Annotated in this window: 12 protein-coding genes; 5 read left to right on the top strand and 7 right to left on the bottom strand. The window is 44.3% G+C overall.

What is annotated here, in order from left to right:
- Nucleotides 1–2 precede the first annotated feature (2 nt).
- Both ACAM39_RS07605 and ACAM39_RS07600 read left to right on the top strand, forming a co-directional pair.
- A complete protein-coding gene (locus ACAM39_RS07605; protein ID WP_369627223.1) occupies nucleotides 3–827 on the top strand; it encodes a beta-1,6-N-acetylglucosaminyltransferase in 825 nt (274 codons plus the stop codon).
- Nucleotides 824–1633 carry a glycosyltransferase family 2 protein gene (locus tag ACAM39_RS07600; protein ID WP_369627222.1) on the top strand — a complete coding sequence of 270 codons (810 nt, stop codon included), beginning with the start codon at nucleotides 824–826 and terminating at the stop codon, nucleotides 1631–1633. Before ACAM39_RS07605 ends, ACAM39_RS07600 begins: the two co-directional genes overlap by 4 nt.
- Nucleotide 1634: 1 nt before the next feature.
- On the opposite strand, the gene mnmC1 is transcribed toward ACAM39_RS07600, so the two are convergent.
- Nucleotides 1635–3734, bottom strand: a complete 2100-nt coding sequence (gene mnmC1, locus ACAM39_RS07595) for an FAD-dependent 5-carboxymethylaminomethyl-2-thiouridine(34) oxidoreductase MnmC1 (RefSeq protein WP_369627221.1) — start codon at nucleotides 3732–3734, stop codon at nucleotides 1635–1637.
- A 146-nt stretch (nucleotides 3735–3880) separates the two neighbouring features.
- On the opposite strand from mnmC1, the gene ACAM39_RS07590 reads away from it, so the two are divergent.
- Nucleotides 3881–5230, top strand: coding sequence for an APC family permease (locus tag ACAM39_RS07590; protein WP_369627220.1), 1350 nt, complete (start codon nucleotides 3881–3883; stop codon nucleotides 5228–5230).
- Between the two features lie 10 nt (nucleotides 5231–5240).
- Here the strand turns inward: ACAM39_RS07590 and ACAM39_RS07585 are convergent, their stop codons facing one another.
- From ACAM39_RS07585 to ACAM39_RS07570, 4 genes are all read right to left on the bottom strand, one after another.
- Nucleotides 5241–6521, bottom strand: coding sequence for a TIGR03862 family flavoprotein (locus ACAM39_RS07585; RefSeq protein ID WP_369627219.1), 1281 nt, complete (start codon nucleotides 6519–6521; stop codon nucleotides 5241–5243).
- A 44-nt stretch (nucleotides 6522–6565) separates the two neighbouring features.
- Complete coding sequence (locus tag ACAM39_RS07580; RefSeq protein WP_369627218.1) at nucleotides 6566–6994, bottom strand: SH3 domain-containing protein; 429 nt, start codon at nucleotides 6992–6994, stop codon at nucleotides 6566–6568.
- A gap of 65 nt (nucleotides 6995–7059) precedes the next feature.
- A complete protein-coding gene (locus ACAM39_RS07575; protein WP_369627217.1) occupies nucleotides 7060–7362 on the bottom strand; it encodes a YciI family protein in 303 nt (100 codons plus the stop codon).
- A 12-nt stretch (nucleotides 7363–7374) separates the two neighbouring features.
- Nucleotides 7375–7938 (bottom strand): inner membrane-spanning protein YciB, encoded by a 564-nt coding sequence (locus ACAM39_RS07570; protein WP_369627216.1) that lies wholly within the window; start codon nucleotides 7936–7938, stop codon nucleotides 7375–7377.
- Nucleotides 7939–8141: 203 nt separating this feature from the next.
- On the opposite strand from ACAM39_RS07570, the gene ACAM39_RS07565 reads away from it, so the two are divergent.
- The gene (locus ACAM39_RS07565; RefSeq protein ID WP_369627215.1) at nucleotides 8142–9068 is read left to right on the top strand and encodes a PHP domain-containing protein; all 927 of its coding nucleotides are present in this window, start codon (nucleotides 8142–8144) and stop codon (nucleotides 9066–9068) included.
- Nucleotides 9065–9790, top strand: coding sequence for a hypothetical protein (locus ACAM39_RS07560; RefSeq protein ID WP_369627214.1), 726 nt, complete (start codon nucleotides 9065–9067; stop codon nucleotides 9788–9790). Before ACAM39_RS07565 ends, ACAM39_RS07560 begins: the two co-directional genes overlap by 4 nt.
- Here ACAM39_RS07560 and ACAM39_RS07555 read toward each other — a convergent pair.
- A complete protein-coding gene (locus ACAM39_RS07555; RefSeq protein WP_369627213.1) occupies nucleotides 9787–10359 on the bottom strand; it encodes a FixH family protein in 573 nt (190 codons plus the stop codon). The two genes, ACAM39_RS07560 and ACAM39_RS07555, sit on opposite strands and share 4 nt — an antisense overlap.
- Nucleotides 10360–10485: 126 nt before the next feature.
- Nucleotides 10486–11910: a cytochrome c oxidase accessory protein CcoG gene (gene ccoG, locus ACAM39_RS07550; RefSeq protein WP_369627212.1), complete on the bottom strand. Its 1425-nt coding sequence runs from the start codon at nucleotides 11908–11910 to the stop codon at nucleotides 10486–10488.
- Between the last annotated feature and the right edge of the window lie 275 nt (nucleotides 11911–12185).

Below are 12185 nucleotides of genomic sequence, written 5' to 3'. Positions count from 1 at the left end.
GCATGAAAAAACACGCCGTGCTGGTTCAAGCCCATCAAGATATCAGTTATTTTATTAAGCTGGCGAAAATTCAGCCCAATGTCAATTTTTATGTGCATATGGATGCTAAATCCGATTATTTTCTTGACCCTGAGACTGCACAGCTAGCCAATGTCGTTTTGCTGAGCGACAGGATATCGGTACGTTGGGGCGGGTTTAGCCAAATTGAAGCGTCGTTAAAATTGTTTGAAACAGCGTTTGCCAATGAGGACAATGCTTATTTTCATCTGTTAAGCGGTGAAGATGTGGTGTTACAACCATTTGAAGTGATAGAAAAACAGTGGCAACAGTGGTTTGATTTTCAGACGATGATGACCTGCGAGATAGCGCCACAGTATGCCTATCGCTTTATTATGGACAGTCCCCATGCCGATAGCAACTGGCAACGGCAATTGACGGGCAAAATCATCACCAAACTGCAACAAGGTGTGGCAAAAGTAAAACCCTATCACTCGCCCATTTATTTTGGCTCACAATGGTTTTCAGTAACGCGTGAAGACTGGGAAAAAATTGTGCCTTTTACCGATGAATACAGTGATTTTTTCCGTCACAAACTGGTGCCCGATGAACACTTTTTTCAAACCCTAATTACTGAAAAATTAACCAATCAAATTCGCCTAAGTAATGATAACCGCCGACAAATTATTTTTGACAAAAATGTAAATAATGGCAATAGTCCGATTTATTTGGATCTATTAAAGCTGGAGCGGGCGAAATTTGATGGCTATTGGTTTGCGCGTAAAGTAAAAAAGGATGTGGCATTGACTTGGCTGGGTGAGTTAACATGAAATTTTCTGTATTGATGTCGCTGTATGACAAAGAAAACCCCGAATTTCTGGCCGAATGTCTAGCCAGCTTGGGCAATCAAACACGCCAAGCCGATGAGATTGTGTTGGTGTTTGATGGTCCAATCAATTTGGCATTGCAAAAAGTGGTACAAGAGTTTAAGCCGCAGCTACCGTTAACGATTATCGCTTTAACAAAAAACGTCGGACTTGGACAGGCTTTGAATGCAGGTCTAAACGCTTGTCAACATGACTGGGTCATGCGCATGGATACGGATGATATCTGTGTGCCTAACCGCTTTGAGCAGCAAATCAACTTTATCCAAAACCATCCAGAAATTGACGTGTTGGGCGGGCAAATCATTGAATTTGAAAAGCAGCTGTCACAGGGGAAAAAATCTCGCACGGTGCCAACCTCACACGAGGCGATTTTTGCCTCCGCCAAGTCGCGCAATCCCATCAACCACATGACCGTTGCCTTCAAAAAATCAGCGGTACAAGCGGTCGGTAGCTATCGGCATGCGCCGCTGTTTGAAGATTATGATTTGTGGGTACGGTTATTGGTCGCTGGCTATCAGTTTGCCAATTTGCCAGAGGTGCTAGTGTATGCACGGGCAGGGGATGCGATGTATGAACGGCGCGGGGGCTTGACGTATGCCCGATACGAGTGGGCAATTCAGCAAAGTTTTTATCAACAAGGGTTTTTGCATATTGCGCAACTGCTTAAAAACCTCGCCATTCGCTTACCGGTGCGATTATTGCCAAATAGTTTACGCAGTTTGGTTTATCAAAAACTGCTGAGAAAATAACCTAGCGCCGAATGACCTTGCGATTGGGGCTTAAACTGTTGACCATCTTGTTAGCTAACGGCAATATTTCCCCGCACAGTAACCCGACCAACAGCTCACTACAAATCGGGGCATAAGCATAGCCCTTTGACCCCAATGCCGAAAATGTCCAGACTCGGCTTTTGCTTTCATAACCCGCTTGCCACACCTGCCCAACTAGGGGTAGATAATCCACGGTTTGGCTGCGGATACTGGCGCGACCCTGCCAATGAGATATGTTTTTTTCGACGGTAAACATATCGGTGTTGTTGACCAAATCGGGCACTGCACCCGCAAAATCTGCCACATTCATCTTATGGTCAGCAACTGCTGGCGTGGTATCCAAGGTATCCCTGACAAAACTTGCCCCAAGCATGACATGGCGTTTACTGTTTTCGTTAAAACTGGCGTAATAACTGCCATACTTTAGCGGCAGTCTTGGCAACTGTGCTATATCATGCTCATCGACAGCAAACCACGTCACTTGCCCACGGCTGTGATTAAAGCGTTTGATGGTGGGTAAAAAATCGCAGGTGTCTAAAGCCATGCACAAAATCACATGGTCAAAAAGCTGCTGACGCTCAGTGAATGTTAATAGCACTTGGTCGCAATCTTGCTGAAAATAGGCTTGCTGAAAATAGGTTAATTCCTCGGTTTGAAAGCTAATATTAGGGTGGCATAAAACAGCTTTGGCGAAGTTTGCGGTAGTGATTAACCCGGCATTGGGCAAAAATATCGCTTGCCCAACCTCATAACCGACCTTCGCTTTGGCTTGTTCTGCGGTCAATAAACGGGCAAATTCAATTGGAAAATCTTTGACTTCATCGAGTTGTAAGCGATTGTGTGAGAGTAAATCCAAACAGCCGGTGGTTTGTAGGATTTCAATACCGGTTTGTGCGGTCAAATAAGGGTAAAATCGACAGCTTGCCAAATAACCAATCGCATGTAGATTGGTTTCAAGGCGTTTTAGGCTGGTAAGTTTTGGCGCAAGAAAACCGCGGATGTTGCCCGATGCGCCTGCCAATGGCTTATCTTTATCAAAAATGGTGACCTTGTGCCCACGGGCGGCTAAGGCATACGCACTGCTTAACCCCGCCACTCCAGCCCCAATCACCGCCACAGACAGCGGTTTTGTAATAGCGGAAAAATTGGGTAATTCAAAGCCTTTAACGTTATTGGCTTTTCGACGCTGACGACGTCGGGATTCAAACGTGTCAGTAAAGGGTAGGGTGACAAAAAATGGTTTAATTTTTTTGTTATAGCGAAAATGGATTTCGCAAAAATTGCCGGATGTTGACTTAGGTTGAAAGCTTGCGGTGAGCATTTCTCGCTTTTTGCCAAAGCCTTTACGTTTGGCTAAGGTAAAACCATGATGTTTTAGCCCCTGTTTGACTGCGCTTGCCACGCTAAATGTCGCCAAAGTCGTGTGAGGTTTGGATAACCTTGCAATTTGAGCCAATAAATCCGCTGACCAAAGTTCTTGGTTACAGCTCGGCGCAAACCCATCAAGCAGCCACGCATCGACTTTGCCTTGCCCAGTCACTTGCGACAAACTACTCGTCGCATCGCCAAGCCATAAATCAATCGTCAATCGTTCATCAAACCAGTTCAAACGATGGCAGCCAGCCAGTGGTGGCGGATAGTTGTCAATGAGCTGTTGTGATAACCCAGCAAGCTCTGTCCACACGCTCAGCGCTTGTGCAAGGTCAGTTTTGCTTAAGGGAAATTTTTCGGCGGTAATGATATGTAAATGGCTATGATTGTCAGGTCTGATTTGTTGCCACAGTTGCCAAATAGCCAAGATATTAAGCCCTGTCCCAAAACCAATTTCACCGATGACAAATCGTTCAAAGTTCCGCAAATTAGTGAGGCGAGTGGTTAAGTCGTTGCCATCAATAAAAACATAGCGAGATTCTGCCAAGCCGTCTGTTTTGGAAAAATAAACATCGCCAAAGTCGCCAGAAATGGGGACAGTCACGCCGTTATCGTCTAACTGCCAGTGTAGTTTGGCGGTTTGAATGGTTGATGCTGGGGTGCTACTTTTGCTTGAGCTTGTGACAGGACGTTGGCTAGATTGTGACATCAGTGACCCATAATAAATAACTAAAAGTTAGTGCTGAGTAAAATATTACTAATACAAGGCTTGAAAACAGCGATTAGGGGGTATAGCATAACTGATTTTTTATCGTTGCAACATGGCATGCAGCTTTTTTTGGGTGTGGTAACAACATGAATCAATCAACTAACGGGCGTTATAACCTAATCACCGCATTGGCAATGATTGTGGGGATTGTGATTGGCTCAGGGATATTCTTTAAGGCAGACAATGTTTTAAAATATACCAACGGCAATGTGGCGTTGGGCGTGGTGGTTTTTGTATTAGCTGCGGTGGCGATTATTTTTGGTTCGCTATCGATTGCTGAGCTGGCAAAACGTACCGATGCACACGGCGGCTTGATTGGCTATGCCGATGAATTTGTCAGCCCACATTTTTCTACGATGATTGGCTGGTTTCAATTGTTTTTGTATTACCCGACGCTTGGCGTGGTGGTGACGTGGGTGGTGGGTATTTACACCGCCCTGTTATTTGGGGTAAAAGAGGCATCGCTTGAATTACAAATGGGCATTGGACTTACGTGGTTTGTCATTTGTTATCTGTTTAATGTGATGGCAGCGGTGTTTGCAGGGCGTTTCCAAGTCTTTGCCACTATCGTTAAATTAATTCCATTATTTGTGCTAGGGGTGATGGCGTTTGTCTATGGTGACCCTATGACTGCGTTAACCCATCCAAGTGAATCCGCGCGTCAAGCGACGCAGTCTTTGGCATGGCTCGGTGCCATCGGTCCGATTGCGTTTTCGTTTGATGGCTGGGTGGTCTCTACCAGTATTTCAGGGGAAATCAAACATGCCAAACGTAATTTACCGATTGCCTTAGTTGTCGCGCCTATGTTGATTCTATTGGGCTATTTGCTGTATTTTGTTGGACTTACCTCATATCTAGGCGCCGCAAAAGTGATGGCATTGGGTGATGAAAGCGTGTATGTGGTGGCAACCCAGTTATTTGGCGAAACCGCTGCCAAAGCCTTTTTGATATTTGTGGTGATTTCGGTGATGGGTACGGTGAATGGCTTGGTATTAGGGCTGATTCGTCTGCCGCATTCTTTAGCGCTCAAATCATTGATTCCGTTTAGCGCGCAATTGCGTCAGGTCTCGCCCAACTATCAGCTATCGGTTGGCTCAGCGCTGCTAGGTTTTGCCTTATCGATGTTTTGGGCGGCTGTGCATTATGCGGTGATGAAAAATCAGCTACTTGGCGATATGGATATTTCAGAAATCGCGATTGTGGTGAGTTACTTGCTGTATTTGGTATTTTACTTTGCGGTGTTTCGCTTATGGCAACAAGGTCATATCAAAAGTATGTTGTTGGGTGTGATATCGCCGATTTTGGCTGCATTGGGCTCATTGATGGTAATGTTCGGCGGTATGCAAAATCCGCTGTTTTTGCCTGTCTGCTTACCCATTTGTGGGCTCGTACTGCTGCTTGCCTACTTTTACAGTCGCTATCTGCACAGTCGATAAGTGCCTTATGTCAAGTGCATTGCGTCAACTTTTTGGATAACGCTAAAAACTGCGCCACGCCTTGTCCGGCGGCTCGGCCTGTGGCAAAACAAGCCGTTAGCAGATAGCCACCCGTTGGCGCATCCCAATCAAGCATCTCACCACAGCAAAATACATAAGGATTGGATTTTAGCGCAAAATCCTCGGTTAATGCGGTGCGTTTTACCCCACCGCCACAGCTAATCGCCTCTTCAATCGGTCGAAAACTATCGAATTCTACGGTTAACTGTTTGATTGCTTTTGTCATTTTATCGGCATCATGCCAGTGCGTTTTTGCGACGATTTCTCTGAGTAAGGCGATTTTGACCGAATCAAGTCCTGCCTTTCGCCAAAGGTTAGCTAGCGATTGTTTTTTGGGATTTTTTAAACTACTCAATAATTTTTCGTTAGCCACATCAGGTAGCAAATCAAGTTGTAGTGATACCTTGCCCGTATGATTTAATTGCTCACGCATGGCACGATTGAGCCGATATATCAGCCCGCTTTCCATGCCATACTGGGTGATGATAATGTCGCCAAAACCCTGCTCAATTTTGCCATCGGGCAATGTCAGCTGGGCTTTCACCCGTTTTAATGCTTTGCCAAAATCGCGGTGTAAATGCGCCGACCAAGGCTGCGACAGTGGGCGACAGATACCGACATTGCTGGCATAAAACGGCGTCAATTCTGCATCGCTGAGCCATGTCTGCCATTTGCCATCACTACCGAGCCGCGACCATGACATCGCGCCCGTTGCCAACACAATCGCATCAAAGCTTTGGCTAACAGTTAGGTTGCCGCTTTCATGCGCTACCGAAAAAGTCGCTTGCTTGCCGTCAATATCATCACAGCTATGCCGATAAAAAAACGTTACACCGTCCTGCTGCAGCGCTTGCAACCACGCCCGCAGTAGCGGCGAGGCTTTCATCATGGTAGGAAAGATGCGACCTGTCGAGCCAACAAAAGATTCAATCCCTAAGCGGGTCATAAAATCACGGATATGCGCCGCATTAAAATCTTCAATATGCGGCGTAAGCCAATCGTTGGGCTGATAGCGCGTGACAAAGGTATCAACGGGCTCAGCGTGCGAGATATTGAGTCCAGATTTACCGGCCATTAATAGTTTGCGGGCAGGGGAAGGTTTTTGTTCAAATACTTGGATTGTAACATCAAACTGGCGCAGATAATCTGCCACCATCAGTCCAGCAGGACCTGCGCCAATGATGGCGACGGTGGGCTTTTTTGGCAGGTCGGCTTGGTTATTTGGCATCATAGCAAGTCAATGTCAGGCTTATAGTAGTAGGCTTATAAAGTCGACTACCAACGACCTTTACGCCCTGCGACCAGCCAGCCCAGTGCGATGCCAAGTATCCCACTTATCAATGCAGTGAGCGCACCGTAGATAAAAATCTGTCCACTGCGCTCATTGACAAGCACTTTGACCTGCGTATTTAAACTATCGACTTGGTTTTGTAATTCAGCATTTTTTGCCAATAATTGTTGGTTAGCGTTGGACAACTGGCTGTCAGTGGGCTGGTTGAGCTGGGCAAGGGTAGGTTGGTTGGGGTTTTGCATCGGTGAGGTGCTACTGGCAACGCTTGAGGCAATCTGTGGCTGTTTGGCGAGCGGTTGTCCTGTTTTTGGGTCAGTGACGACAACTTGCGGTGCTGCATGGGTCAGGCTTGTCACCTGTAATACCGTCAATAACACTGCGCCGTTTGCCAAAGAGCCCACCAATTTTTTCATGCTTACCACCTATCACCACCCAGACTTTGCCAATTATGTACTACAAACAACGGTTAAAGCCAATATTAACTCACTGATTTAGGAAAAACTTGGATAAAAGGTTTGATATCCACATGACTATACACTCCATTTAATAAGTAAGGCTCTTCGCTTGCCCAAGCTTGCACGGCTTCATCGCTGTCAAAATCTACAATCAATACACTGCCACTCATTTCAGGCTCTCCGTGCGCAATTGGCGTAGGGCCTGCGATGATTAGACGGCGCTGCTCATCTAACACCGTTAGACGCTCAAGATGAGCCGGGCGAAACTGTTTGCGTAGCTCAAGGCTATCAGGGACGTCATGACCGATAATGATATAAAGTGCCATCCATATTCTCCTTTAGTTTTTTCCTTTATCATTGATTTGTTGCTGCATGTCTGGGTTTAGGTGGTTTTTTAAGAACACAAATTGCCCGATTAAAAACACCAGCATCACCGGTATCCATCCCCAGCTTTTAAAATTAATCCAGGTATCGTTGTTGGTAAAAAACGCAAAATAATATTGCAAACCTGCCATCAGCAAGAAATACCCTGCCCAAGCGAGGGTGAGTCTATTCCAGCCCGATTGGGTCAATCGAAACACATTTTTCATTGCCAACTCTAATAGCGGTTTACCTAACGCGACACTGATAATGAGGGCAATCGCAAATACGCTATTGATGACGGTTGATTTCCATTTTAAAAACGCTTCGTCATGGAAAATTAAGCTTAACCCACAAAATCCCACGGTTAAAATCAGCGTCACCCACTGCTGTTTATTGAGCTTGCCTTTTTGCCGGGCAAAATGCACCACATATACCACCAGTGTGGTAATCAATAACGCCGCCGCACCTGCCAGTACCCCTTGTTGTTTGGAAAAGTAAAAAAATGCCAGTAAAGGTAGCAAATCCAATAAACCACTCATAGTCATCTCTAACAAAAATCGCTTGTAAAAATCTTAGCCGCTAGTTTACACGGATATGCTAAAATCGAAAAGTAACTTTGCGATTTTCCTTGCTTCATCAATCACGTGCACCTGTGAGCGAGCCTGCGCAGAGTTAACCCCTCTTTGTCTTAACCCCTTTTGTCCTATTGTTGGCAACCAGCTTTTGTAATTAAGGCGTATTTGTGAATTCTTTAAATCTCGATATCTTGTCTAGCAGTCCTATTTATACCCAACTTCCGATTGATATGCACTGCCACAGTACCCGCTCAGATGGCACTTTTAGCCCAAGCGAAGTGGTGCAAAAAGCGCATGAAAAAGGGGTGAAAGTATTATCCTTAAGCGACCATGATACAGTACTTGGTATCCTTGAGGCGCGCCAAACCGCTGATAGCCTTGGTATGACGCTGATTCACGGTGTTGAAATCAGCTGTCGTCATCGTGTCATGGGCGGCTATTCCAAAAAACCTGCCCAAAATGAAAAAGTGATTCATGTACTGGGGTACGGCTTTAGTGATATCGAAACAATGCATAGCAAACTCGCTGCCATCCAAGCCAATCGAGAAACGCGCGGCTATGCGATGTGCGAGCGTGTGGCAAGTACCTTTAAACGCCCGATGGATGAGATTTGGCAGGCGGTATTAGTGCAAGCCAAAGGTAATCCGCAAGCGGTCGGTCGTACTCACATTGCCAAAGTGATGGCGGATCAAGGCTTGGTGAGTGACGTGCAAAAAGCCTTTACCGGCTATTTGGCTGACCATAAACCTTGCTATGTGGCACTTGATGGCTTATCGCTTAAAGATTGCATCAATTTGATTCATGACTGTGGTGGCAAAGCGTCTTTGGCTCACGCGACCCGTTATAATTTAACTGCCAACAAAGTGCGTAAACTGATTGCAGATTTTGCCAGTAGCGGTGGCGATGCAGTGGAATTGCCCGCCAGTAATGAACCGACTTCAACCCGCCATATGGTCGATAGAGTGATTAAAGAGCATGAGTTAAAGGTGTCTATCGGTAGTGATTTTCATGGCAGCACCATGCCGTGGCGGGTGCTTGGCGGTGTGCCAAAACTCCATGAAGGACAAGTGGGAGTTTGGGAAACTATGGTATGAAAATAGAAAAGCGCTATATCCTCATAGCGCTATTTATTGCTTTTGCGTTGAGCATAAATATATCATTCAGCGGTGTATTGGCATTTGTCATTCTAGGTAGTACGTTTTATGGATTTCATCTAATAGCCAAACAATCACGCTTGGATGATAAGAAACTTAAACAAACAAAAAATGAACCTACCGTACAGAAGCTTCTTAAAGCTAAACAGTCACAAGACTTAATAAATTGGCAGTTTGAATCAATCCCATCTTCTGTAGCTTACACGAATCAAAATGAACTTGGCTTATTGTTGTTACGTGCTGTTAGTTTATCAATTGGTTTGATAGTAATTTCAACAGAAGAGAGTCTTACAATTAAAGCTGTTTATGTCGTTGTTATTTTTCTTATAATTGGGGTTTTTATCAAATTTTTTAAAAAAGTAGCATCAATCGACTCAATCAATAATCCAATCAGCATAGAAAAAATTGAACTAACCCCCGATTGTCTTGTTCATAAAAAACATAACATAATCAAACCAATAGTTTGGCAAGACATTGAATCAATCGAATATCTTGAAAGAAATAAGATAGAGCCTTCAGCTATCAAAATACTCGTAAAGAATCAACAACCAGTTATTTTGGAGCAAAATTTTCTTACGTCAGAGATTCATACCACAATGGAAGTGCTAAAAAATTATTGGTATCTTTGTGCAAAAGGTTATCCCTTACCAAAAATTACTTAATTTTTCGCCTTTACATCAAACGCAGTCAGTGGCTTAAACTCAATCGACTTCGCCATCGGCAATTCCTCAATCGCACGCAGTCGCCAGCTATTGGCTGGGTCATGCACCACAATATAGTATTTGCCTTTAGACGGGTCTAGTTGCACATTGCCCGCATAACTGCCATCACTTAAGCGTTTGACGATAATGTCACGGTCTTTTTGCTTTTGGGTGGCATGGGAAATCTCCACTGCCAATTGCTCAGGTGCGTTAAACTTGTCACTGACGGGCGCCTCAAGTTTAAAGTTCACTGCCTGTTGGCTAATCATCATTTGACCGGTCAGCCCCAAATCATGCGCCAGTTTGTCTTTGGACACATCCGCATATAAGGTCTTACCATCCATGTACCAGTCATCACGCACGGTAGAGTCTTGGATTCTCACCGAGTAAAACACAAACCAGATACAGGCAACTACCACAAATAGCGGCAGACCAATGACAAAAATCCAAACCATATAGTTTTTATACCAAAGTTTGGATATCGACTGATTAGAAGTTGATGAAGCAGGAGAATTTATCGGTGTTGCCATAGACCACTCAGCAGATAACAATCAAAAAGCTAGTATAGCAGAAAAACCCATGCCCCAATAACGTGCGCCAATAATTTGGCACAAAAAAAGCTGATTATCAAAATCAGCTTTTTTAGCCAATCAAATTTATTTATTGGTAGTAAACACGTTATCTTTTACCGCTTTGTATTTACCGCCATCATCCACGCTCACCACTTGCATTTGGATAGGAATATTGCTTTGGGTAATCACTTTTGGATCGCCTAGTACACTGACAGGGAAGTCATAACTTTCGCCCGCTTCTAATGGAATGGTTTTAAAGCGGCTATCAAGTTTTAAGCCGGGTTGTGGTGTCAATGTCACCGCATAATCATGGTTTTGCTGGGTTTTATTGGTGATTTTGATGATGTAGTTATTTTCTACCAAACCTTGCGCATTGATTGACGACAACTGATTACGGTCACGGCGAATATCAATCTGTAGCGGTACACGGCTGGTTAAAAAATAAACCCCCGTCCCAATCAACAACGTAATCACCGCCAAATAAGCAAAAAACCGTGGACGCAAAATTTTACTTGGCTCATTCTCTACTAATTGGCGTTCGGTACTATACCGAATCAAACCGCGTGGTTTATTGACTTTATCCATGATGTCATTACACGCATCGACACAAGCCGCGCACTGGATACATTCAACTTGCAAACCATCACGAATATCGATACCGGTCGGACACACTTGCACACACATCAGACAGTTGATGCAGTCGCCTAAATTCTCATCTTCACCGCCTCTTTTACGCGCGCCACGTGGCTCACCACGTTTATAGTCATAAGTTACAATTAACGTATCTTTATCGAACATCACACTTTGGAAGCGACCATAGGGGCAAATATGGGTACAAAAGTGCTCACGCATATAGCCTGCATTGGCAAACGTCGCAAAGGTAAAAATAAGTACCGAAACCCAAGTTAATGGCGTCCAATCTGGCACAGGAATAACGCCAAACCATTGCCAACTATGATAAAGATAATCAGTCCCAACGGCATAGCTACTAAACGTCAATGCCGTCACCAACGCCATGATAAACCAAATCAAATACACCAAGCCGCGTTTCATGATTTTTTCGCCATTCCAAGGCGCTTTATCTAACTTAAACTGCTTATTACGATCACCAATGACAAGCTTCTCAGTATATTGGTACATATGCGTCCAAATCGTCTGCGGACACGCATAGCCACACCACACACGACCGGCATAAACGGTCACCATAAACAATAAAAAGGCCGCAACCATAAAGAAAAACGCAAAAATAAAAACGTCTTGGGGTAAAAAAGTTAGCCCAAATAGCACAATCTTAGAACCCGAGAAATCGAACCATATTGCTTGGTGTCCGCCATAGCGAATCCATGGCAACACCAAAAACAACAACAATAAAAAATACATACTGACAACGCGAATATTTTGATAAAAACCCGTCACAAAACGAGGATGTACGCGTTTTTTAGTGGCATCTACTTGGTGGACAGGTAGTCTAAAATCATTACCAGCAGGGGAAGGAGGTTGTACAGACATTGTTTGCCCTCACATATTTTCTGACATGAACATAAAAAATTGCGAGACGACGACCGTAAAACTAGCGAACATCGCCTAACAAAAAATTGCTTAAACAATATATTCAATTATATATCAAATAGTACTAAATACCCACAAAATAAAGGGAATTATCGACAACTGCAAAATAAATGAAAAAACTTTTCGTAGTGGTATTGACAGGCAAAAAGAAAAGCGTATAATACGCACTCACTGGCAGCGACTACAGCCACAAACTGTAGTAAAAACAACAACTT

It is taken from the genome of Moraxella sp. K02 (assembly GCF_041154755.1).
Classification (GTDB): Bacteria; Pseudomonadota; Gammaproteobacteria; order Pseudomonadales; family Moraxellaceae; genus Faucicola.
This window is presented reverse-complemented; position numbering and strand designations above follow the sequence as displayed.

Bases quoted from the DNA above. Each gene is read 5' to 3' on its own strand.
- ACAM39_RS07605 (WP_369627223.1), top strand. From the start codon at position 3: ATGAAAAAACACGCCGTGCTGGTTCAAGCCCATCAAGATATCAGTTAT.
- ACAM39_RS07600 (WP_369627222.1), top strand. From the start codon at position 824: ATGAAATTTTCTGTATTGATGTCGCTGTATGACAAAGAAAACCCCGAA.
- ACAM39_RS07590 (WP_369627220.1), top strand. From the start codon at position 3,881: ATGAATCAATCAACTAACGGGCGTTATAACCTAATCACCGCATTGGCA.
- ACAM39_RS07575 (WP_369627217.1), bottom strand. From the start codon at position 7,362: ATGGCACTTTATATCATTATCGGTCATGACGTCCCTGATAGCCTTGAG.
- ccoG (WP_369627212.1), bottom strand. From the start codon at position 11,910: ATGTCTGTACAACCTCCTTCCCCTGCTGGTAATGATTTTAGACTACCT.
- ACAM39_RS07585 (WP_369627219.1), bottom strand. From the start codon at position 6,521: ATGATGCCAAATAACCAAGCCGACCTGCCAAAAAAGCCCACCGTCGCC.
- ACAM39_RS07555 (WP_369627213.1), bottom strand. From the start codon at position 10,359: ATGGCAACACCGATAAATTCTCCTGCTTCATCAACTTCTAATCAGTCG.
- mnmC1 (WP_369627221.1), bottom strand. From the start codon at position 3,734: ATGTCACAATCTAGCCAACGTCCTGTCACAAGCTCAAGCAAAAGTAGC.
- ACAM39_RS07580 (WP_369627218.1), bottom strand. From the start codon at position 6,994: ATGAAAAAATTGGTGGGCTCTTTGGCAAACGGCGCAGTGTTATTGACG.
- ACAM39_RS07560 (WP_369627214.1), top strand. From the start codon at position 9,065: ATGAAAATAGAAAAGCGCTATATCCTCATAGCGCTATTTATTGCTTTT.
- ACAM39_RS07570 (WP_369627216.1), bottom strand. From the start codon at position 7,938: ATGAGTGGTTTATTGGATTTGCTACCTTTACTGGCATTTTTTTACTTT.